The sequence below is a fragment of the Aquimarina rhabdastrellae genome (assembly GCA_947387485.1).
Lineage (GTDB): Bacteria > Bacteroidota > Bacteroidia > Flavobacteriales > Flavobacteriaceae > Aquimarina.
On record CANDNT010000003.1, the window covers coordinates 25,636 to 49,377 of the forward strand.

The 23,742-nt window shown below is 30.9% G+C and carries 22 protein-coding genes; 9 read left to right on the forward strand and 13 right to left on the reverse strand.

Translation table 11 applies throughout. The annotated features are described in order from the left end of the window. Positions 1-122: 122 nt before the first annotated feature. The 5 genes from ACYEKI_RS07605 to ACYEKI_RS07625 form a co-directional block, all read right to left on the reverse strand. On the reverse strand, positions 123-995 hold the full coding sequence (locus tag ACYEKI_RS07605; RefSeq protein WP_459210578.1) for a ComEA family DNA-binding protein: 873 nt from the start codon (positions 993-995) through the stop codon (positions 123-125). An 11-nt stretch (positions 996-1,006) separates the two neighbouring features. Beyond that, positions 1,007-2,596: an alanine/glycine:cation symporter family protein gene (locus ACYEKI_RS07610; RefSeq protein WP_459210579.1), complete on the reverse strand. Its 1,590-nt coding sequence runs from the start codon at positions 2,594-2,596 to the stop codon at positions 1,007-1,009. Positions 2,597-2,842: 246 nt separating this feature from the next. Beyond that, on the reverse strand, positions 2,843-3,853 hold the full coding sequence (locus tag ACYEKI_RS07615; RefSeq protein WP_459210580.1) for a potassium channel family protein: 1,011 nt from the start codon (positions 3,851-3,853) through the stop codon (positions 2,843-2,845). A gap of 5 nt (positions 3,854-3,858) precedes the next feature. After that, positions 3,859-4,089 (reverse strand): PspC domain-containing protein, encoded by a 231-nt coding sequence (locus ACYEKI_RS07620; protein ID WP_459210581.1) that lies wholly within the window; start codon positions 4,087-4,089, stop codon positions 3,859-3,861. A 29-nt stretch (positions 4,090-4,118) separates the two neighbouring features. Then, a complete protein-coding gene (locus ACYEKI_RS07625) occupies positions 4,119-5,396 on the reverse strand; it encodes a DUF2851 family protein (RefSeq protein ID WP_459210582.1) in 1,278 nt (425 codons plus the stop codon). A gap of 226 nt (positions 5,397-5,622) precedes the next feature. Between ACYEKI_RS07625 and ACYEKI_RS07630 the strand changes: the two genes are divergently transcribed. Further along, complete coding sequence (locus ACYEKI_RS07630; RefSeq protein ID WP_459210583.1) at positions 5,623-6,477, forward strand: peroxiredoxin family protein; 855 nt, start codon at positions 5,623-5,625, stop codon at positions 6,475-6,477. A 610-nt stretch (positions 6,478-7,087) separates the two neighbouring features. Here the strand turns inward: ACYEKI_RS07630 and ACYEKI_RS07635 are convergent. The 3 genes from ACYEKI_RS07635 to ACYEKI_RS07645 form a co-directional block, all read right to left on the reverse strand. Continuing rightward, positions 7,088-8,068, reverse strand: a complete 981-nt coding sequence (locus ACYEKI_RS07635) for a helix-turn-helix domain-containing protein (RefSeq protein WP_459210584.1) — start codon at positions 8,066-8,068, stop codon at positions 7,088-7,090. Positions 8,069-8,252: 184 nt separating this feature from the next. Then, positions 8,253-9,614 carry a pyridoxal-phosphate dependent enzyme gene (locus tag ACYEKI_RS07640; protein ID WP_459210585.1) on the reverse strand — a complete coding sequence of 454 codons (1,362 nt, stop codon included), beginning with the start codon at positions 9,612-9,614 and terminating at the stop codon, positions 8,253-8,255. An 80-nt stretch (positions 9,615-9,694) separates the two neighbouring features. Beyond that, a complete protein-coding gene (locus ACYEKI_RS07645) occupies positions 9,695-10,924 on the reverse strand; it encodes an ABC transporter permease (RefSeq protein WP_459210586.1) in 1,230 nt (409 codons plus the stop codon). Positions 10,925-11,082: 158 nt separating this feature from the next. Here ACYEKI_RS07645 and ACYEKI_RS07650 point away from each other — a divergent pair, with 158 nt between their 5' ends. From ACYEKI_RS07650 to ACYEKI_RS07680, 7 genes are all read left to right on the forward strand, one after another. Next, positions 11,083-12,243 (forward strand): exo-beta-N-acetylmuramidase NamZ family protein, encoded by a 1,161-nt coding sequence (locus tag ACYEKI_RS07650; protein ID WP_459210587.1) that lies wholly within the window; start codon positions 11,083-11,085, stop codon positions 12,241-12,243. A gap of 6 nt (positions 12,244-12,249) precedes the next feature. Further along, positions 12,250-14,202, forward strand: coding sequence for a tetratricopeptide repeat-containing sensor histidine kinase (locus ACYEKI_RS07655; RefSeq protein ID WP_459210588.1), 1,953 nt, complete (start codon positions 12,250-12,252; stop codon positions 14,200-14,202). An 84-nt stretch (positions 14,203-14,286) separates the two neighbouring features. Next, positions 14,287-16,221 (forward strand): ATP-binding protein, encoded by a 1,935-nt coding sequence (locus tag ACYEKI_RS07660; RefSeq protein WP_459210589.1) that lies wholly within the window; start codon positions 14,287-14,289, stop codon positions 16,219-16,221. Continuing rightward, positions 16,218-16,862 (forward strand): response regulator, encoded by a 645-nt coding sequence (locus ACYEKI_RS07665; RefSeq protein ID WP_459210590.1) that lies wholly within the window; start codon positions 16,218-16,220, stop codon positions 16,860-16,862. The genes ACYEKI_RS07660 and ACYEKI_RS07665 overlap by 4 nt, the downstream gene beginning before the upstream one ends. A gap of 248 nt (positions 16,863-17,110) precedes the next feature. Further along, complete coding sequence (locus ACYEKI_RS07670) at positions 17,111-17,533, forward strand: hypothetical protein (protein ID WP_459210591.1); 423 nt, start codon at positions 17,111-17,113, stop codon at positions 17,531-17,533. A gap of 196 nt (positions 17,534-17,729) precedes the next feature. Next, entirely contained in the window at positions 17,730-18,086 is a 357-nt protein-coding gene (locus ACYEKI_RS07675; RefSeq protein ID WP_459210592.1) for a zinc-ribbon domain-containing protein, read from the forward strand. A 65-nt stretch (positions 18,087-18,151) separates the two neighbouring features. Then, the gene (locus ACYEKI_RS07680; protein ID WP_459210593.1) at positions 18,152-18,835 is read left to right on the forward strand and encodes a Lipl32 family lipoprotein; all 684 of its coding nucleotides are present in this window, start codon (positions 18,152-18,154) and stop codon (positions 18,833-18,835) included. Between the two features lie 156 nt (positions 18,836-18,991). Here the strand turns inward: ACYEKI_RS07680 and ACYEKI_RS07685 are convergent, their stop codons facing one another. The 4 genes from ACYEKI_RS07685 to ACYEKI_RS07700 form a co-directional block, all read right to left on the reverse strand. Beyond that, positions 18,992-19,627, reverse strand: coding sequence for an arsenate-mycothiol transferase ArsC (locus ACYEKI_RS07685; protein WP_459210594.1), 636 nt, complete (start codon positions 19,625-19,627; stop codon positions 18,992-18,994). A gap of 18 nt (positions 19,628-19,645) precedes the next feature. Further along, positions 19,646-20,113 (reverse strand): DUF6428 family protein, encoded by a 468-nt coding sequence (locus ACYEKI_RS07690; RefSeq protein WP_459210595.1) that lies wholly within the window; start codon positions 20,111-20,113, stop codon positions 19,646-19,648. A gap of 48 nt (positions 20,114-20,161) precedes the next feature. After that, positions 20,162-20,491 (reverse strand): ArsR/SmtB family transcription factor, encoded by a 330-nt coding sequence (locus tag ACYEKI_RS07695; RefSeq protein WP_459210596.1) that lies wholly within the window; start codon positions 20,489-20,491, stop codon positions 20,162-20,164. A 78-nt stretch (positions 20,492-20,569) separates the two neighbouring features. Next, complete coding sequence (locus ACYEKI_RS07700) at positions 20,570-21,097, reverse strand: YkgJ family cysteine cluster protein (RefSeq protein WP_459210597.1); 528 nt, start codon at positions 21,095-21,097, stop codon at positions 20,570-20,572. A 25-nt stretch (positions 21,098-21,122) separates the two neighbouring features. On the opposite strand from ACYEKI_RS07700, the gene ACYEKI_RS07705 reads away from it, so the two are divergent. Further along, a complete protein-coding gene (locus ACYEKI_RS07705; RefSeq protein ID WP_459210598.1) occupies positions 21,123-21,836 on the forward strand; it encodes a class I SAM-dependent methyltransferase in 714 nt (237 codons plus the stop codon). 241 nt (positions 21,837-22,077) lie between these two features. Here ACYEKI_RS07705 and ACYEKI_RS07710 read toward each other — a convergent pair whose 3' ends face one another. Then, complete coding sequence (locus ACYEKI_RS07710; protein WP_459210599.1) at positions 22,078-23,709, reverse strand: amidohydrolase; 1,632 nt, start codon at positions 23,707-23,709, stop codon at positions 22,078-22,080. Positions 23,710-23,742 lie beyond the last annotated feature (33 nt).

Below are 23,742 nucleotides of genomic sequence, written 5' to 3' on the forward strand. Positions count from 1 at the left end.
TTTTTAAATCGCCTTCATAGCAAATGCTGATAAAATCGGTAAAACGTAGCTAATTATTATCGTGTAGATTTAATAGAACGGCTTGCTATGAACTTGCAATTACCTTTTTATTTTTTTCTTTCTTATTCTATTTCCAAATATAATGCTATTCTATCTATTTTATCCAACGAAAAACCATGGATTTTTTCTAATTCGTCAAAACTTGATATTTTTCCTTGGGATTTTATCAAATCACGAATCTCTAAAGCTGTTTCAAAATCTATGTATGGAGTATTGGTAAGTTCTTTAACTGTAGCCGTATTAATATTGACTTTATGGATAGTTTTGGGATTTTTAACAGTATAATTAGCTAGAATCTTATGATATTGATTTTTGTATAATCCCTTTACATCTTTTAATTGTATATCTGCAACAAATCCATCTAGTTTAATCCTATATTTAATAATTCTCTCGGCTATGAAATCTGGAATATTAAATTCATTTTGTAATTCTTCTGAAGTAACTTCATTGAGGTTTTTCTTTTTATCGAAACTTTTTTGAACTATGCTAGGTCTTATAGAAGTTTTCTTCTCTTTTTTCTTAGTTACCCAGTCTGGAAATTTAAACAGTGGGCTGATTTTTTGGAGTACAGAATCTGATACTTGAGTAACTCTTTTAAAGTCGGCTATAGAATTAATCCATTTATCTTGATCTCTATATTTTTTTAATCTGTCAATTTCTTCTGGAGACATGCCTAGAAGATATCCTTTATAATCTGTTATAAAATTAGGATTAAAAGGTTTGAGTTTATACGTATTCTCTTGGTTAGATTTTATTCTCTTTAAAGAATCTATTTCATGTTGTATTTTACTTAATTCTTTAAATACAACTGTAGAATGGTCTTTCGTTTTAAACCAAAATAAAATTGCTATTGCAGCAATTAGAATTATAGCTAAAAGAAAAATCCCATTTCGGAAACGTTTATGCATCACGAAATGGGATTTAAAATTATTCATATTGATAGCTTTTATCCTTTTATTGCTTTAAGGTATCTATCTAATTGTTTTTTCACTACTGGGAATAAGAAATATAATCCAATCATATTAGGGAATACCATTGCAAAAATCATTGCATCAGAGAAATCCCATATTGATTTCATACTTGCTGCAGCTCCTATCACTACAAATACTAAGAATAATATTTTGTATGTTAAATCTGCTGCCTTACCTCTACCAAATAAGAATTTCCATGATTGTAATCCGTAATAAGACCAAGAAATCATTGTTGAAACTGCAAATAATACTACTGCAATTGTTAAGAATACATTTGAAAATGGAATGTATTGAGCAAATGCTTTTGAAGTAATTCCTGCTCCTTCATATGCTATTCCATCTATAAATACAGATCCACTTCCGTCTCCTCCATATTCAAAGAAACCTCCAAAGTTAAAGATAATGATTACCAAAGCTGTCATTGTACAAATTACTACTGTATCAATAAATGGCTCTAATAATGCTACTAATCCTTCTGATGCTGAATATTTTGTTTTTACCGCAGAATGGGCAATTGAAGCTGAACCTGCTCCTGCTTCATTTGAGAAAGCAGCTCTTTTAAATCCGACTAATAATACTCCTATTACTCCACCTACTCCTATTGCTTTAGGATTAAATGCTTCTGTTATAATTAAAGAGATTGCATCGTCAACTAATCCAAAATTACTTCCTAAAATATATAAACATGCTAATAAGTATAATAATGCCATAAAAGGAACTACTTTTTCTGTTACAGAAGCAATACGCTTGATTCCTCCTATAATAATAATTCCTACTAATGCAGCTAAAACAACTCCTATAACAGCTCCAGCACTAGTACTTTCTAGTCCCATCAATTCTTTTAATACAATAGTTGCTTGATTTGATTGTGCGGCATTACCTCCTCCAAAAGATCCACCGATACAGAAAATCGCAAATAATACAGCTGCTACTTTACCTAATGCAGCAAATCCTTTTTCTTTTAATCCTTTACTGATATAGTACATTGGTCCTCCATATACAGTTCCATCTTCTCCTACATCTCTATATTGTACTCCTAATGTACATTCTACAAATTTTGTAGACATACCTAATAATCCACAAATGATCATCCAGAACGTAGCTCCTGGTCCTCCTAGTGCAATTGCTAAAGCAACTCCCGCTATATTTCCGTTTCCTACAGTTCCTGATACTGCAGTAGCTAATGCCTGGAAGTGAGAAACTTCTCCTTCTTCACTTTCATCTCTTATTGTATCTTTTATATCACCATCTACAGCTAATTCTTCATTACCAGAAGAGTGATGTTCTATATCATCATATTTTCCTCTTACCACATTAATTGCAGTTCCAAAGTGTCTGATATTTGGGAAACCAAAATAAATAGTAAAGAATAGTGCACTAAGTACTAATACTATCAAAACGAATGGAGTGCCAAAAACTTCAAAGAAGATTACGCTAGAGAAAAAATCTGAAACAGGTTTAAAGGCTTCGTCTATTTTTTGATCAATCCCCTTTTCTGCTGCTTCTTGTGCAAAAGATAGCACAGGTAGCATTAATGCTAGGGTAGAGAGAAGATATTTCTTCATAATTTATTTGATTATTTAATTTCAGTTTTAATAAAGAGAGCCCAATATGGCAAAAAAAACACTCGTTTACAATTTTTTGTAGGTTAAATGTTTTTTAATGAATTCATCGTGACTCCTTTTCATTCTTAAAAAAATCCTAAAATCAATCTTCATTTCTCTTACATTTTCACAAAAAAAGAGTATTATTTTTAGATATAAAAAAGTGATTAAATTGTGTTTAACACAAAATGAAGGTAAGTGTATTCTCTAAATATTGAATTCCTTATTAAGGTGTTCAATTTGTTCGGGTCTTCCTAGAACAACTAAACTTGATCCTATTTCAAGAATCAAATCTGGGTCAGGATTTATCAAGTATTCTCCTCTAGGTGATTTATATCCGATCACGGTGCATCCTGTTCGTGATCGCAATGCTATATCTCTAATACTTCTTCCTCCTTGATTACCAAATAATTTTTCAAATGGCACTTCTTCTATATTTACTGTATGCTCTCCTACAATAGATAGATTATCCATAAATTCAATCAAATCGGGTACTACTACTAATGATGCCATATGGTTTCCTCCTATAGTATCTGGCATAATAACATTATCGGCTCCAGCAAACTTGAGCTTATCATAAGAGGTTTCTTTTGACGCACGACTTATGATTCTCATATTTTTATTCATCTGTCGTGCCGATAATACTACAAATAGATTATCTGCATCTTCTGGTAAAGCACAAATCAGACAACTTGCTTTTATAATACCTGCTTTTATTAAAACCTCATCTTCATTGGCATTTCCTTCTATAAATAAGATTTGTTCTGTTTGGTATTTTTCAATTATCTCTTTGTCTTTTTCAATAATCACAAAAGGCTTATCGTATTCTAGCAACTTATTTACCGCCTGTTTACCATTACGTCCATATCCACAAATAATAATATGTCCATTAAGCTTTTCAATCATTTTCTGTGTTTTACGTCTTTTAATTTCTTGCTCGTTATTTTTACTAAAGATATAGTCTGTAATAATAGATATAGAATAGGCTACAATAACAACACTCATGATGATAAGGAATACTGTAAATAGTTTATCTCCTTCGTCTAAAGGAACTACTTCTCCAAATCCTACAGTGGATACTGTAATTATGGTCATATAAATAGCATCTATCCAACTGTAATCTGCATAAAACCTAAATCCTAGTACTCCTATTATTAATAATAAGGTTAGCAGTAAACTTGCTTTGTATATTCTAGATCGAAACCATTTATTATACATAGTACTTATAGATCAAAAACTGAGGTTCTTTTGGTGTACATTAAATCTTTAAGTTTTAACCAAAACGCTAAGGTCAAATACACAACAAATCCTAATCCTATAGTAGCAAATGTTGTATAGATAAAAAATAATCTTATGTTTTTTGCTCTCATACCTAAACGGTCTGCTAGTCTTGACGAAACATAAAATCCATTACGTTCAAAAAAGTGTCTATATGCATGTATCTTTTTTATCATATTGCAAAATACTCAATAAAATTAAATTCTTATTTTTTCTGTAACAAATAATTTCCTATTGCACATTGTAAACATTTTTTATGATCACAGTATTCATTTTTCAATTGTAAAAGCCCTTGAGAATCTAATGCATTATTTACTGCTATCCCATTGGCTATAAATTTATCTATTATCGTATTTTTTTCGCTATCAATTTTTCTTAATAATGTAATAATTTCATCATCTATAGTCATCTTATGTTTCTTTGCGTAATAAAACTTAAGCGGAATTATCGTATTTATTAATAGTAAATCAATAAAGTTTTTGGTTAAACGTTTCTTTTTAATTGGAGTTGGTTTTTCTAGTGTATAATGAGTATCCCAATACCTCGCTGTACTAATCATAAACATGTTGTAGTATTCTTCTATGGTATTGTTTTGAATAACTTTATCAAATAGATTTTGATATTTATGATATAATGCTGCTAATTGTGTTATTCTTATTGTAGGAAAGTTTGCTGGTCTTAATCTAAAGAACTGTACTGGAATTACATTTTCATTTTTTAATTGATGTTTGTTTTTTAAGTAGCTGTATTCTTCTATTAATTCTTTTACATAATGTTCTTGTCCTTCTTCTGGTAATAACTTTGATTGTCCTAATAGTAATGCTTCAAGCTGTATTGGGTTATTATTGTATTTACGGATTAATGAAAAGGGTATTGTTTGTGCTATACTTAAAAAAGCTTCTCCATTTATTTTTAATCCAAAATTCTTCATCATCATCTTAAAACAAACGGCTTCCCAATCATTATTGGTTTTGCTTAAAAGTTTTTCTATCAATCTTCCTTTTTGTTCTAAGCGTTCAAAATATAATCGCTCTTTCCAGTTTGAAAGGGTTATTAAAGGAATTTCATCTAATTGTGATTCACAATAAATCCATTTTACCTTTTTATATTCAAGTAATTGTAGATAATTATCATATATCGTTTTATCAACTATATCTTTGAGTACTAATGTTGGGATTTCTGTTTTATCTCTCCTATATATTGGCACATCATATTCCCATACTATATGTAAAATAACATTATCATAGGCTGTATCTTTCTCATGATGGTGAGCATACCAATCACTAGACTTGATATGTATTTCTATATTACCTGCCCATAGTTGTTTATCTATCCTAACTAATGCATTAAAAAAATCGGGGCCAGCTAAGTCATTTTGAATCCCTGTTTTATGTATTGTTATATTTTCTCCTTCTGTTGTTTTTAGTTTTGAAATATTTATTTTCTTGTATTTCCATATATAGTGTAAAAAATCTTCTTTCATAAACTAATCTTTATTTCTCTTTTTCAATTACTACAATAACACACTCATTACAAATGATTTATAAAATGCAAAAAACATTTAAATAGTTATAAAAAATTAACATTATTTTAAACTAAAACGATTGTTAATCACATTTTTTTTCTTATCCAAAGTAAGAATATCCTTTTTTTTAAGACTACTATAACACCTAACACATGATAAATAATTATCAAACACCGCTATTGTTATGAGAAACTTGTTAAAGTCTATCTTTATATCTTTATTTCCGCTACTCGCCATATTTTTCTTTGTTGATAGTGGAATTCATTTATTTTTTCAAGACTCTCTTATTGCTCAAATAGGAAATATCATTGTATCTTCTGGAGTCATTTTCTTTTTCCTGAATATTTTCATTAATCCTGTAGCAAGAACCGAAGCTATTCCTAAATATTATACGTTATGGATATTTCTTGGTTTTTCTATAAGTTCTTTTACAGCCATTACTAATCATACTTTAAGTCATTCTATTCCTGCCATTTCTCTTGCTGTAGGATGGGTTATTTATTTAGCATGGTTCTCAGTTTTTAAGAATCGAAATAACAATACTATATTAAAACTTAATACTATTTTACCTGAATTTAAGCTAGAAACTACACGTAGAGATTATATATCGTCTCATCAATTTCTTTCTGCACCCAGTATATTTTTATTTTATAGAGGTAATTGGTGTCCTTTATGTTTAGCTCAAATCAAAGAAATTGCAGCTCAATATAAGGAGCTAGAAAATAGAGGTGTTAATATGGTTTTTATAAGTCCTCAACCTCATAAATATTCAAAAAATCTTGCAAGAAAATACGATTTAGGCTTTCATTTTCTTGTTGATAAGAATAATAAAGTTGCTACACAATTAGGTATTCTTTCAAAAAATGGAATTCCAGCAGGTTTTCAAGCTTTAGGTTATGATAGTGACACTACTTTACCTACTGTTGTAATCACTGACGAAGAAGGTAAAATTATTTATATAAATCTTACTGATAATTATCGTGTAAGACCTGAGCCTAAAACCTTTATAGAAGCTTTAGATAAACACCTTACTGCCTAAAAATATTTTTTTAACGGTTTAACATCACTTGATTTATGATATATTTTACCTTCAAATCTATCGTATCCCGCAAAAAATGTACTATTGGTAAAGTTTTATGTATTAATGGTAACTCATATTTCAAAATCATTCCGTTATTTTGTGGTATAGTTTTTGAAACATCACTTATGTGTTAAGATAAAATCCTAAGCTTAGTTGAGTTTGTGTTAGGTTATTGATGGCTATCGCTTCTTAGATAGCCATCATATTTTTTTTAATCCCATTTCATTTTTTATCCTCGTATATTAGTTTTAAGTCAAGAACAATTGTTGCGGTTTTATAAATTAAGAGTGATTAGAAGAATTTTGGATTGAATCTAAAATTTAAAAGGGTTTTCAACATAAACTTTATAACGAATATCTGTAGCAGGTAGCTTATAAGAGAATACTTTTCAAACTATCTAAGATTTCTATATTATATAATGGATATCTACTATTCGATATTCTTTTATCGAACTATATAAAGTATAACATAAAATTAATTATTGTTGGAGTAAAATAAAATCAACAATTGTTAACTTACTTTTTCTATTTATAAAGATAATTCACTCACCCCCTTTTATAATTAATCCCTAGTTTTCTACATTAGGATATATATTGAATTTATTAAAAAATGCTTTTTTAAATTTTGAAGAGTTTGAGTAATTTAACCTATCCATCACTTCTTTTATCGATTTCCTTTCTACAAAAATCATATTATAAGAGCTTTCTAATTTTCTATTATTAAAAAACTCCAATGGTGTTTCATTATGTATTTCTCTAAACATATTAAAGAAGCTCGTTCTACTCATATTTGCCATCGCAGCAAGTTTATCTACACCTATAAAAGGACTTTCTAAATGATTTTTAAGATATGTACTTACCTTATATATATATTCTACCTGAAGAGTATTAACGTTAAAAGGATCTTCTGATGTTCGCCATCGTAATGCATCTTTCCAGAATGTTTCTAATAAAATAATACCTCTAGCTGTATAATAAAGATAGTTTTCTACTTTGTTTAGATTAGGATGTACTATTTGATCAAATAATGTTGCTTGTTTATATGATAGGTAAAACTTGTCTATATGTTCATGAGTGTATTGTATGTATTCATCTATTAAGCGATGAGCCTCTGGTTTTTTGTAATACTCTTTCAAGAAATCTTGTTTTATTACAATCATCACCGACTTTACTTCTGCTCCTTTAGGAACAAAAACACTTTCTCCATATCTAGCGTGAACACATCTCATGTTTCCAGGTGTATATCCAGCTTCATAAGTGCTAATAATTTCGTCTTTATCTATCTTATGATGTAACGCATATTTTCTAAAGTGCAAAATGATATCCCTTTCTTCTATAGGTACTCTAAGGTATTCTATATCACAATGTGCTTTATAATTATTGATTAATAAAAATACTTGATCTGTGATTTTATAATACGATAAATACCCTTCTCCTATTTCTTTTGGAAAGAAGATTCGATCTGAATCTTTATAAGAATTTAGTTCTTTCCTAAAATAATTACTAAGTGTATCCAAGTTTGAGAAATCAAATTGAAATCTTTTTAACATATTTATTGAATTCTGGTCATCTTACCTCATCATATCGAGGTTCTGCTTTTTTTAAAGATATACTTTTTTTTAGAATTCAAAACACTCTCACCCCTTATAAACACAGTTATCATCAAAAAAAGAGGTCTTATTTCTTAAATGAAACAAGACCTCTTTTTAAATTATATCTCTTAAACAGTTTAGTTTATTTGATATGGCTTATAATATCATATTTAGTAATGATATGATGTTTTCCATCTTCTAATGCAACTAATACCGCTTGATTTCCATCTTTAATAAGCTTCGAAATTTCTTCTACAGATGTATTTGAAGCTACTATAGGATATGGTGCTTTCATTACATCTTTAATAGGTGTAGCTCCTTTATTTTCATCTTCTAAAAATGCTGTAAATAACGCACTTTCATCAACAGAACCTACTAACCCTTGACTATCCATTACAGGAATCTGAGAAATATTATATTTACGCATACGCTCTATGGCATGAGAAACTAATTCTTCAGTTTTTACTGTTACTAATGGTTTATCTTGATGATCTTTAATCAAATCTGTTGCTACCGCAGCTTCTTCGTCTAAAAATCCTCTTTCACGCATCCAGTCATCATTAAACATTTTACCCACATAACGGCTTCCGTGATCATGGAATAATACAATCACAACATCACCTTTCTTAAAATGCTCTTTTAATTGTAATACTCCTTTTATTGCTGCTCCTGCACTATTACCTAAGAACATTCCTTCTTCTTTTGCTAGGCGTTGCGTATAAATAGCAGCATCTTTATCGGTTACTTTTGTAAATCCATCTATAATAGAAAAGTCTACATTTTTTGGTAAAATATCTTCACCTATTCCTTCAGTGATATAAGAATAGATTTCGTTCTCATCAAAAACACCAGTTTCATGATATTTTTTAAATACAGATCCATACGTATCAACTCCCCAAATTTTAACATTAGGATTTTGTTCTTTTAAGTATTTACCTACTCCAGAAATTGTTCCTCCTGTACCTACTCCTACTACAAAATGTGTTACCTGACCTTCTGTTTGTTCCCAGATTTCTGGCCCTGTACTTTCGTAGTGTGCTTTTGCATTTGATGGATTATCGTATTGATTCACATACCAAGAATTAGGAATTTCTTCTCCTAATCTTTTTGATACAGAATAATATGATCTAGGATCTTCTGGTTCTACATTAGTAGGACATACCATTACTTTTGCTCCTACTGCTCTTAAGATATCTATCTTTTCTTTTGATTGTTTATCTGCCATTACACAGATTAACTTATATCCTTTTACAATTGCAGCTAGGGCTAATCCCATTCCTGTATTTCCAGAGGTTCCTTCAATTATAGTTCCTCCTGGCTTTAAACGACCGTCTGCTTCTGCATCTTCGATCATTTTTAATGCCATTCTATCTTTTACAGAATTCCCTGGGTTGAATGTTTCATATTTTGCTAATACTAAAGCATCAACATCTTCTACTAAAGCATTCATTTTTACCAAAGGTGTATTTCCTATGGTTTCTAATATGTTATTTGCGTATTTCATTTCTCTTCGTTAAAAGGTGCACAAAGATACAAAGTTGTATGTTCTCCTACCTCCTAATTTAACAACAAATAACAATATGTTTACTCAAATCTAATTGCTTTTACTGGAGATATGCGCGAAATGACATAAGAAGGTATCACTAACATTAATAAACACAATAATAATGTTCCTACATTTAACAAGAATATATAGCCTATATTTATATATACAGGTGCTGTATTTACATGATAAGTTACAGGGTTAAGTTTGATGATATTAAAATACTTTTGAATAAAGAGTAATCCTATTCCTATTATATTACCCCAAAACAATCCTATTGCAATTAAATATGCTGCATTATATAAAAAAACCTTTCTTATACTCCAATCACTAGATCCTAATGCTTTTAATATCCCGATCATAGGTGTTCGTTCTAAAATCAATACCAACAAAGCGGTTATCATATTGATCCCTGCAACGATAATAATGATTGCTATTATTCCTATAATATTTAGATCAAAAAGTTTTAACCATTCAAAAATTGATCTGTATGTATATGTAATAGGCTGACTATCTAGTTCTGAAGGAATAGCTTCATATATTTCATTTCCTTTTTCATTAATCTGTGAAAAATCATCAATAAAGACTTCAAATCCTCCTACCTCATCTGGTTTCCACTTATTGAGTTTTTGAATATGTCTTATATCTGCTAATAAATATGATTTATCAAATTCTTCGAATCCCGAATTATAAATTCCTACGATAACAAAACCTCTCACATTAAATCGACTATCTGTCTTTCTAAAATAAGTATTGGCTTTATCTCCTATTGTTAATCCTAAACGATTTGCGATATGTTGAGAAATTAAAATCTCATCATTGATTTTTGAAGAGAAATCTGGCAATCTACCTGCTACCAAATATTCTTTAAAATAGTTCCAGTCATAATCTTTTCCTATTCCTTTTACCACTACTCCTTCAAAATCTGTTTCGGTTCTTAATATCCCTCCTTTTGCAGCTATTGCCTGAATGTGATTAATTCCTTCGACAGTAGTAAATTCTGGGTAAAAATCTTGATGTATACTTACAGGTACCTGATGTTCTACATTATTATTATTGTCATAATTAACAATAGTCACATGCCCTTTAAACGCTGCAACTTTTTCTCTAATCTTTTGTTGTAATCCAATTCCTGTAGCAATAGTTATCAACATCATGATCATTCCTATAGCAATAGCAGCAATTGCAATTTTTATTATTGCCCCCGAAATACTATTTTTATGCTCTGTACTTTTTATCAGGCGTTTTGCTATAAAATACTCGAAATTCAAATTTACCTATGTTTTTTAAAAGTCTATTGTCGATCCCTATGCGATCTCAGCGTATCCACACTATAAATTTTCAAACTTTATGGAGGTTCTGCTATAGAAATGCTTTCAAAAATACATTTTTATTCTTTTTCATCCTCTTTATTTCTTGTGGAAATGCAATGACTGATAAGACCGCTCTACCCCATCAAGACACCAGAGACCTTTCTACAATACAAAAGCCTATTATCACTGGAGCAAATCAAGTGGCTACATATTTACCTTATCTAAAAAATAAAAAAGTTGCTATTGTCGGGAATCAAACTTCGGTCATATTTAAAAAAAATACTCAACAGTATACTCATCTTGTTGATTCACTATTAAGTCATCATATTGCAATTCAAAAAGTTTTTGCTCCAGAACACGGTTTTAGAGGTAAAGCTGATGCTGGAGAACATATTGTTGATGGAAAAGATCAAAAAACGAGGCTACCTATCATTTCGTTATACGGAAAAAACAAAAAACCAAGTCCTGCTATTTTACAAAATGTAGATCTTATTCTTTTTGACATTCAAGATGTAGGTGCTCGTTTTTACACTTATATTTCCACATTACATTATGTGATGCAGGCTGCTGCCGAAAATCACATTGAAGTGATGATTCTAGATCGTCCTAATCCTAATGGTCATTATGTCGACGGACCTACCTTAGATCTTAAACACAAAAGTTTTGTAGGTATGCACCCTATTCCTATTGTTCATGGAATGACCATTGGTGAGTATGCACAAATGATTAATGGTCAAGGTTGGTTAGGCAATGATTTACAATGTAAATTGAAGGTTATCAAGATGCAAAACTATAGTCATAACAGTTCTTATAGCTTGCCTATAAAACCTTCTCCTAATTTACCTAATGATCAATCCATTAATTTATATCCAAGTTTATGTTTTTTTGAAGGTACTACGGTTAATGCTGGTCGAGGTACTAATAAACAATTTCAAGTTTATGGCTCTCCTTTTTTACCTGTTTCAAAATTCAGCTATACACCTAAATCTAATGCTGGTGCAAAACATCCAAAACATAAAGGTAAACGTTGTTATGGTGAGGATTTGAGTACGGTTAAAAAACTCGATCAACTTAATTTAAATTGGTTACTTAAAGCTTATCAAACTACTCAAGATAAAGACAAATTCTTTAATTCATTCTTTGTTAAACTTGCTGGTACTTCTGAACTCCAACAACAAATCAAACAAGGATTATCTGAAAAAGAGATTCGAGCTAGTTGGAAAAAGGATTTAGACACTTATAAACAAATGCGAACCTCATATTTATTATATCCTTAATCTTTTATGAAAAAACTGTACTGTTCGCTTTTAGGTATACTGTGTTTCTTAAATTGCTATGCTCAAGAAACTGCATTAGATAAGCAATTTAAACACATTCGTTCTTATTTCAGTTCTACAAAAGCTGATACAGTTCCTGTTTTACTACACCGACTCATAAAAGAAAATAAGGATTATGATAGTAAGATAAAAGCCTATACCGTGATGGGGCAATTTTATAATACATCCAATGTATTAGATTCTGCTGCTTTTTATGGTAATCTTATACTAGAAAAAATCACAGATAATGATCCTAAACGATATGAGCGATTAACTAGAGCTCATAATATTCTAGCTATAGCCAATACTCACAAAGGTTTATTTCAAGATGCTGCAAAATGGCATTATAAAGGTATTGATGCTGCCGACAAAGGAGATGATTACGATCTATATTACACTCATTTACATGGACTCGCTAATGTTTATAGAATTCAAAAAGAATACGATAAGGCGCTAGAGTATTTCAAAAAATGTCTTGATCAAACTAAATACACAAAAGTTCGCTATGCCAGTTATATCAATATAGGATTAATCTTATCAAATCAAGGTGACATTGATGGTTCTAATGAGCATTACCAAAAAGCGCTAGAAATATGTGAATCACGTACTGCTGTAAAATGCCAAATAATTGTTTTAATTAACACTGCTGCTAATTACGGAAAGCAAAAAAACTATGGCAAAGCTTTGGAACTTTATCAAAAAGCATATGATCTAACATCAAAACATCATTATAAAAAAAATAGTGTTAATGCATTACATGGATTAGCAGATATTCATATAAAAAACAATCAAGCCTATAAAGCTTTTCCTATTCTTGATAGTGCGCTTACCATTGCTAAAAGGAATAATTATTTTCAACAGCAATTAGCGATTTACCAAACCAAAATCAACACATATACTGCTTCAAAAGAATATTCTTCTGCTTTTCAAACATTACAATTGCGTACTGCTTTAAAAGATTCTATCCAGACATTACAAAAAAACAAAGAAATCAGTGCCCTTGAAGTACAATATGAAACACTTCAAAAAGAAAAAGAGATAATTTCATTACAAAAAGAACAACAAGCAAAAGATGCCGAAATCAATAAACAAAAAGGGATCAAGAATACCGTACTTATTGCTTTTCTTATATTTTTAATTCCCTTAATTATTCTTTTAATTGTCTATTATCAAAAATTACAAACTCAGCATCTGCTTCATATCAAGCAAAAAGAAATTAATCAACAAAAGATTAATACGCTTATAAAAGATCAAGAATTAAAACTCATAAAAGCATCTGTAAAAGGTCAAGACTTAGAACGTAAACGTATTGCTCAAGAATTACATGATACTATAGGCGGTAACCTTGCCGCTATTAAACTGCAATTCCATAATCTTGAAGCTATTAATACAAAAGATTATTCTTCTATTTATATACAACTTGACGATACTTATAAACTTGTAAGAGATTTATCTCACAATCTGATTCCTCAAAAATTCAACACCAGTCGTTTTAGCTTTCTAATTCAAGAATACATCAAAAACATTGCTCAAGCAAGTGAACTTCAGATCAACACTTACCTATCCCCTCAAGAAGAAATCAATCTTCTAGATCATCGTTTTCAATATGATATTTTTATGATGTTACAAGAATTGATTACTAATACTATAAAGCATGCTCAAGCCTCTCTTATTGAGATTAACATCAATATGATAAATACTTCTTCTATACAATTATTATTTGAAGATAATGGAATAGGGTTTTCACCTGATGCTGCTCATAAAGGAATTGGATTATCTAATATCAAAAATCGCCTAACAGTTCTTGGCGGAGAGTTAATTATTAATAGCACTATAAACAATGGCTGTGTTATAGATATTACGATTCCCATACCTTCTGTGGATACTAGTACTCTTCAATATTCTCAAATGAATGCTTAAATTATCATGACTATTTTAAGTTTATACTAAAAAAATCACGGTTTTCTGGGGTAAAAAAAAAGTGTTAAGTATTTAGATTTGTTTATGACCTTTTTAAAACATCTTTTATTGAGTCTATTCTGTTTGGGTGTAGTGATTACAGCCAACGCTCAATCTATACTAGAACGTTTAGAAAGTGATCAAATATTACAAGCACATCGCCATCTTAATACTTCAAAAGATTCTATTTCGTATACGATATTACATCACCTATTAAAAACTTCTACATTATATAATACAAAGGTTAAGTCTTATACTCAACTAGCGCAGTATTTTTTGACAAAAGAGATCATAGATTCTACTTTATTCTATAATCATAAAGCCGAGCAAATATTACTATCTCACCCCAAAGATACTTTACGTTATGGGAGGCTTTCCAGAATCTATAACATTAATGCTATAACAACTAGTCAAAAAGGTTTATTAGATGAGACTGTTTCTTGGCATCTTAAAGGGATAGAGGTTGCACAAAAAGGCAATGATACCTATATGATAGTTTATCATAAACATGGTCTTGCCAATGCCTATAGAGCTCAAAAAAAGTTTGATCAAGCCCTTACTTTATTTGAAGAATGTCTCCAAAGTAAACATACACAACTAATTTATGCTAGTCATCTTAATATCGGTGCTATTCTTGCAGAACAACATTTGTTGTCAGAGGCCAATAGTCATTATCAAATGGCATTAACATTATGCAAAACTTCTGGAGATATCAAATGCATGATTACAGCTTATCTTAATATAGGTAGTACTCTAGCAGAAGAGCAACGCATTAATGAAGCTTTAGTGTATTATGATCTTAGTAAAAAACTAGCTATCGAACACGGATTTTTAAAAAGTCTATACTTAGCTAAAATTCATATTGCCCAAGCATTGATTAAACGTAAAAACTTTCGTAAAGCCGAATCTCTATTTTTAGAAATACTTCAAGAAGTCAAAGATCATGAATTCTTTGATATCACTCAATCTGTTTACCATCACTTATTAGATTTATACACAGAACTCAATCAACATAAAAAAGCATATGAGTTTCTTATAAAGAAAACAACTCTAGAAGATTCTCTCAAAAAAATACAACAACTTGACGAAATCCAAGAACTGGAGATCAAATATCACTCGTTACGAAAAGAAAAAGAAATTGTTATTCTAAAAAAAGATCAAGAACTTCAATCTACTGCATTAAGTAAACAAAAAGACATTAATACTATTATTCTTATAGCTTCTTTGATCACCTTGTGTTCTATTATTATACTCTTAATTGTCTATTATCAAAAATTACGAGCTCAAAATTTATTACATACTAAACAAAAAGAGATCAATACTCAAAACATTACTTCTCTTTTAAAAGAACAAGAACTCAATTTAATAAAAGCTTCGGTACAAGGACAACATATAGAACGTAAACGAATTGCTCAAGAATTACACGATAGTATTGGTGGCAATCTTGCTGCTATTAAGTTACAATTTAGTACTATTAATACTTCTTCTCAAGATTACTCTTATATCTATAAACAAATTGATGACACTTATGAACTCGTACGTAGTTTATCTCATAACCTATTTCCAAAAAAGATAAAATCTCATCAATTTCTTATTCTTATTAAAGAATACCTTCAAAATATAGGTAATGCTAGTCATATCACAATTCATTTACATGCGTATCCAGAAATTGAGATCAATACATTAGATCAAGAACTACAACAAGAACTCTTTACCATCTTACAAGAGTTGTTAACCAATACTATTAAACATGCCGAAGCTTCTACAGTTGATATACATCTTCATTTAATTGAAGAAAGAATCAATATCCTCTTTGAAGACAATGGAAAAGGTTTTAATTTTGAAACTACTACTTCTGGTATTGGTTTATCCAATATCAAAAGTAGGTTACATTATCTCAATGGTACAATACATATAGATTCTCATCCTAAACGAGGCTCTATCATCAATATTGAACTGCCTTTAAAACCTAATACATGAAATACAACCTGATTATTGTAGACGATCACAAAATGTTTTTAGATGGACTCATTAGTATTCTTGATGCAGAAAGTGATTATCATATTCTCCTTACTGCCAAAGATGGCGAACACATTGTTAAGTATCAAGAAATCAATCCCGATGAGAAAATCGATTTGGTGATCACAGATATTTCTATGCCTAAGGTTGATGGTATTACACTTAATAAAATCCTTAAAAGTAAAAATCCAGCTATCAAAACATTAGTAGTAAGCATGCATAGTGATGCCAATATGATTGATACGCTTATCGAAAATGATGTCGACGGTTATGTACCTAAAAATGCCGAGAAACAAGAATTACTTTCTGCTATTACAACTATTTTAAGCGGAGAAAAATATTTCTCTAGAGATATTAAAGAAATCTACCTAGAAAATAAATTTGCTAAGAAAAAAGAGAATGTTGTAAAGCTTACCAAAAGAGAAATAGATGTGATTAGTCTAATCGCTCAAGAATATACTACACAAGAAATAGCTGACCAATTATTTTTAAGTAAACACACTATAGAAAGTTATCGTAAAAATCTGATTGCAAAACTCAATGTACGTAATCTTGCCGGATTGACTAAATACGCATTAAAAATGGGATATATCGAAGCTTAAATATTAACTCATTATCCTTAAAACACCATATAACACTGCTAAAAATAGCAGTGTTTTCTTTTTTTAATTATAATGTTCCAACACCTACAGAAATTTCCCTCCCTGAAAACGGGGGCTGTATTTTCACTACAAAGGGTGTTCCATAGCTTTTACTATTGAAGCATCTTTGTCATGTAATTAATTCTAAAGCAAATCAGAATTAATCTTAACTCAAAAAATCAAATATCCATAATTAAAAAACAACTATCATGACTTGGGGACTATCATTAATATTATTAAGTATCATCGCTGTACCTTCATTATTATTAGCTAAAAAACCTAACGCAAAAGAACTTTTAGAAAAAATTGAACCTTATCAAGGTTGGATTGGTTTAGTATTTTGTTTTTGGGGAGTATGGGGAATCATTACTTCAATACTTAATCTAGGATGGCTTACCAATTATCCTATTTGGTGGATCACTTTACTAGCTGGTAATATTATCCAAGCTTTATTAGGTTTTATGTTAGGATTTGGTATGATTAACAAAATGATCTTAAGTAAAAATGAAGCTGCCAAAGAAAAAGCAGATCAATTAAGAGCAAAACTTGCTCCTAAACAAGGTAAATTAGGAATTGCTGGAATTGCTGTGGGGGCATGGATGATTGTAGCTTCTTTCTTGTTTTTTGTATAAAACAATATAACTCATAATTCGGTAGAAAATCAGTAGTGTTATGCCCTTATTCATATATACTGATTGTTATGACGACAATCACTACCGAATTTTTTATAACATCTCACTTTATGAATTTTCATATAGTATGTTAGTTAGTTGAATCTAAGGGAAGGCTATCCTTCTATATCCTTCCCTTTTATTTAAAAATAATATCATGATTATTTTCGGAATTCGCGGCTCAAAAATTCATCCATTAAAATTAAAACAAGGACATTGTCCTCATTGCGCTACAACTAATAATATGTGGGTACTGGGACATCGCAATTACTTTCATATTTTTTGGATTCCTATTTTTCCTCTATGGAAACAATTGTATGCAACTTGTGATCACTGCAAAGGCGTTTTTGAAAAATATAAGTTAAAAGATCCTTTATTACTTAACGAATTTATGAGTTCGCAAAAAGAACTCCGAACCACAAAATGGTATCTATTTACAGGAAGCATTCTTATGTTATTAGCAATTTTTTCTGTCATCATAATTGCTATAGCACAATATAAATATACAACCTAATCATTATTCTTCTCATAGAAGAATAAATCAAACCTGTGTCAACAACCAAAATCAAAAATTATTCAATGAAAACAAAAATTTTAGCATTGCTTTGCATTTTTGCATTAGGAGTTACTTTTAATGGAAATGCACAAAAATTAAAGAAATTCGGAAGCTCAATCGAAAAGAAAATCGGACCAAAAACAATTAAAGTTCCTTATACAGACGTAATTACTTATGCTGGTTATGCCAGTCCAGGTAACGAAGATGAAGTTAAGGATGGAAAAAAATTCTATTACATCTATGTATGGGTTCCTGCTGTTGCTCCAGAAATAGGAGTACGTATGATGTCTCCTGTGGGAAAAACTAAATTAAAGAAAGCTATTGTATCTGAAGCTTATGAAGCAAACAAAGGTTCTAAAGATTACTTTGATACGTATATCACACTTGAACGTTCTGATATTACAAGCAAGGACAATATCTCTGAAGATGCTGTAAAAAGTGCTAATTGGACAACACTAGCTCGTAATGATGATAGTGGTGAAATGCCTAAAATCCCTAGCGGAAGAAAATACAATTCACTATTGCGTTATAAGAGTCAAGTAGGTAATCCTACTAAAGCATTGACAGTAGGACTTTACCGTATAGGTTTTACTACTTTTAAAAAAGGTGAAGTAAAAGGAACATTCTTAGCAGAAGTTGCTGCACCGGTTAAATTACCAGGTGTAGTCATGGCCAAAACCATAGCAGAATTAAAGAAAGGGTTATAATATTATAACACCGTCATAAGATGACACTTGGGTTGAGTACCTGCCTACAAGTTCGATTACTTGAGGCAGGTACATTGGTTTGCAAAAAATTTATTATCAACGCATCAATAATAAAATCATTTAAGCAGTTCAACCACTACTTAATATTGTTAATAGCTATGATTCGATAGCTTTTGTAAATACATATAATAATTCGGTTGCGATTTGTAAACTTCTCTCCTCATACTTATCTGCTTGTTCTGGAGTTCCATCAAAAGCTTTTGGATCTTCATAAGTAATCGGAATTCGCTTCTCTGCTCCTGCTATAAATGGACATCCACCATCTGCTTGTGAACAAGTCATAATCGCTGCAAATGCCGATTGAGGATTAAACGTCGCTCCATACTCTTTTGAAAAACCTATAATAGGATGTGCATTTTCTGTATACTTTATTGCATAAATAGGATTCGTACTAGCAGCTATAGTTGTTATCAAAAAACCTGATTTCTTTAAGGTTTCTACTACCATAGGATACATTGCTGTAGCTTCAGTCCCACCAGAATAGCAAAACACTTCTCTAACTCCCAAATATGCTGCTATTGTTTGTGCCCATATTTGTGATAAATGACTTCTACGAGAATTATGAGTACAAATAAAATTTAATCTAATCTCTTCTTTATTGGCTACTTTTTCACGTATAAAATCTATCAAAGGCTGTAACGTTTCTTTACGCTCTTGAGTAATGGTTTCTATATTCAATCCTTCGATTACAGATTCTATTGCAGTATAAACAGGCATTGTAACTGTTTTCATTATTTTAGGTTATTACAATTAGCAACAATTTGAACTAGGGTCACAACATGATGTTTGTTGTAATTCTGATAGTCTTACTCTTGGTTTTTCTTCTGGAATACCACACTTATCTTTGGCCAAACAATCTGTTTGTTTTGTTGCCAACAAGAAATTAACTCCGTCAAACTCCAATCCAAATTTTCCTATCGTTTCTGCTTGATATTCTACTTCGATCTCTAGATCTTCTAATCCTAAAACCTTTTCTGATAATTCAATGATATTCAATAATTTTTCTGGATGTAGTCTGTGATCATAATCATTAGCATTCCATAACTGGAAATTGATAACTTCTTCATTACGTACTGTACCTCCACAATCAATAAAGTTTTTGGTAATCTTTCCTACCTCTGTCACGTGAAAATGATTTGGTACTAATTCGCCATTAGGCAATTGAAATCCTATTTGTGTCAACTGTTGTAACACTTGTTTTACTTCTGATAGTTTCATCCTTTTATTGCTTTATTGCTATTTTACGATTAATAGATTCAAATTTTTTTAGCAACATTGTGTCGCTTTTAAATCTTGATCCAGAAATGCCGTCATAATTGTTTTCATTGCACCCCATTTTTCCATATCGATACAATAACAAACACTAGTACCTTCTACATTTCCTTTTATTAATCCTAGATTTTTTAATTCTTTTAAATGTTGCGATATTGTAGGTTGTGCTAGACCTATTTCGTTTACAAGATCACCGCAAATACATGTATTGATTTTAAACAAATGCTGTAAAATCGCTACACGAGCTGGATGAGCAAATGCTTTTGCTAGAACTGCAATTTCATTTTGCTCTTTTGTAAACATTTCTGATTTAGCTAATCCCATATCTTTAATTGTTTCATTGCAATATTACGATGAAAGATTTAAACAACCTAAACTTTAACTATTTATTTTTTAATTCTTTTATTTCCTTCTCTTCTTAGTATTCTTATCATGAGTAGTTTCCATCAATGCTTTCATCTTCTCTACTATATTATATGTAGCAGGACACATTGCAACATTCCTAATCGTTAAGTTTGTTATTTGATGAAACTTTTTGCGATCTGTATGCGGATATTCTCGACATGCTTTAGGCCTTACATCATAAATCAAGCAATAATTATCTGTATCCAAAAATGCACATGGTGTTTGTTGCAATACTAGATCTCCATCTTCGTCTGTTCTTAAATACTGCGTTTCAAATTGATGCGACTTCATTTTTAAGTGTTTTGCTATACGATCCACATCTTTGGGCGTAAACAATGGCCCCGTAGTCTTACAACAATTAGCACATTCTAGACAATTCGTCGCTTCAAATTCTTCATCATGTAATTCTTGCATCATTTGATCAAGATGCTTTGGTGGCTTTTTTTTAAGTTTTGCAAAGAATCTTTTATTCTCGTTATGCTTATCTTTGGCCAGTGCTGGCAAATTATTTATAAAATCTTGCATATTGCAAAGATAGACAACTATACTCATGAATACAGATATTTTTGGTAAGGCTATTACAGACTTTTTTAATGACAAGTACAGTGAAGATATTACTGTACAATCTCCAGATTTTGATGACGATCAAATTCCTATTCCTTATTTGTTTAGGTCATATGACGAAATGCCTCTTATTGAACAAAAAGCACTGGATTTATCATACGGTACTGTACTCGATGTAGGTTGCGGTGCGGGAAGCCATAGCCTTTATTTACAAAATGAAAAGCAACTTAAGGTTACAGCCATAGATATTTCTGAAGGTGCTATTGCTATCTGTAAACAACGTGGTATTCAAGTCGCTCAATCACAAGACTTTTTTAAACATCAAGAGCAACGTTATGATACGTTGTTATTTTTAATGAATGGTAGTGGTATCATGGGAAAACTTGGTCATATTGATCATTTCTTTAGTCATGTTAAATCGTTATTAGCTCCAGGTGGACAAATTCTTATTGATTCTTCTGATATTCTATATTTATTTGAAGATGAAGAAACAGGAGAATACTGGGTCGATCTCACTCAAGGTTATTATGGCGAAATGCAATACCGTTTAAAATACGAAAATGAAACCTCGGATTGGTTTGATTGGTTATTTATTGATTATAACACTTTACAGAATGCCGCAAACAGTAATGGTTTTTTATGCGAACTTATAGTTGAAGGAGAACATAACGATTATTTAGCTAAGCTTACACTGGCGTAACTCTTTAAATTTTAATCAAAAAACAAATGCCTATTGCTATCCATTAGAAATTTAAAGTGAATGTAAAAAAAGCGTTATTAGTATATACCATAACAATAAAAACTAATTGATCTAGTTTATATTATAGCTTTTTGGACGGAATCTAAAGGTCAAAAAGAAATCCCAAAAACAATTACAATTTGTCTTTGGGATTCTTTATTTCTTACACTAATTAATAAACTCGTTTAATACTTTAGTTTATTTATTTTTTATAAACCATTTCTCCATTTACATAAGTAGCATATACTTTTAAATCAGGAATTTCATCAACTGGCATTGTCATAATATCGTTTTCAAGGATAACGAAATCTGCATATTTACCTTTGGCTATACTTCCTTTTTCTTCTTCTTCAAAATTACTATAGGCTGCCCAAAGTGTCATCCCTTTTAAAGTTTCTTCTCTAGTTAGCGCATTCTCCATTTGAAAACCTTCTTCTGGATATTGCTTTAAGTCTTTACGAGCAACAGCTGCATAAAACGTATAAAACGGACTAACATTCTCTACTGGATAATCTGTTCCTAATGCTAGTTTTCCTGTTTTCTCTAATAGTTTTTTATAGGCATATGCTCCCTTAATACGCTCTTCTCCTAGACGTTCATCTGCCCAATACATATCACTAGTCGCATGAGTAGGTTGTACACTCATTACTAAGTTATCATCTAATAATTCAAATTCTTCTGGTGCTACTACCTGTGCATGCTCCACTCTCCATCTACGATCCTTTTTCCCTTTTAAAGCATTATAATATGTGCGCATTACCACCGCATTTGCAGAATCTCCTATAGCGTGTGTGTTCATCTGAAATGGAGATGCAGCTAAACGTTTTGCAAGCTTTTTAAATGCATCTATACCTATAACCATCGCTCCATGATGATTTTCTTTGTCACTATACGGTTGTTTGAGTGTAGCTCCTCTAGATCCTAATGCCCCATCTGAATATACTTTAAAAGACCTAACATTTAAGCGTTCGGTTTTAATCGTTCCTCTTTTAATGAACTCATCTACATACTCTGGTACATTACTTACCATAGCATACATACGTATTTTTAGTGCATTTGCATGTTGTAAACTATCTACCAGATCAATCACTCCTGGGCTCAATCCTGCATCATCTACCGTTGTTAACCCATAACTAAAATTAATTTGCTCAGCATCTTTAAGTCCTTGAATTTGCTCGCGCTTACTTGGTGCAGGAAAAGTAGCTTCTACCAACTCCATTGGGTTATCAATAAGTACTCCAGTTAATTTTCCGTCTTTGATTAAAATTTCTCCTCCTTCAACTTTAGTCTCGGTTGTGATTTTTGCTAAATCCAAGGCTGCTTGATTAACCAACATAGCATGACCATCTACACGTTTTACTGCTATCGGAGTATCAGGAAATAGACTATCCAATTTTTCTTTGGTAGGAAATTCTTTTATTTCCCAATCGTTTTGATCCCATCCTCTCCCTGTAATGTATGGTACTTTCTTTTCTTTTTGAAAAGCAACAATACTTGCTACTACTTCGTCAAAGCTTTTGGTTCCTCTTAAATCTACTTTTTGTTGTTGTAACCCTAAACCATAAAAATGACAATGTGCATCAATCAATCCTGGAACAATAGTCTTTCCTGCTACATTGATTTTTTCTTTAACCTCATATGTTTTTTCAAGTGCTGCAACTGTACCTACAGCTTCAAACTTTCCTTGATGAATTATAAAAGCTTCTGCCTTAGGTTGTACATCATTAACCGTATAGATATTTGCATTATAAACTAATGTATCTGCGGTTTTCTTTGGTTCTTCACAAGAACTTAAAGCTATTGCACATCCTAGTGCGAGTAGTGTTTTTTTCATGCTTAGCATTATTGGTTTTACCAGTATAATGCT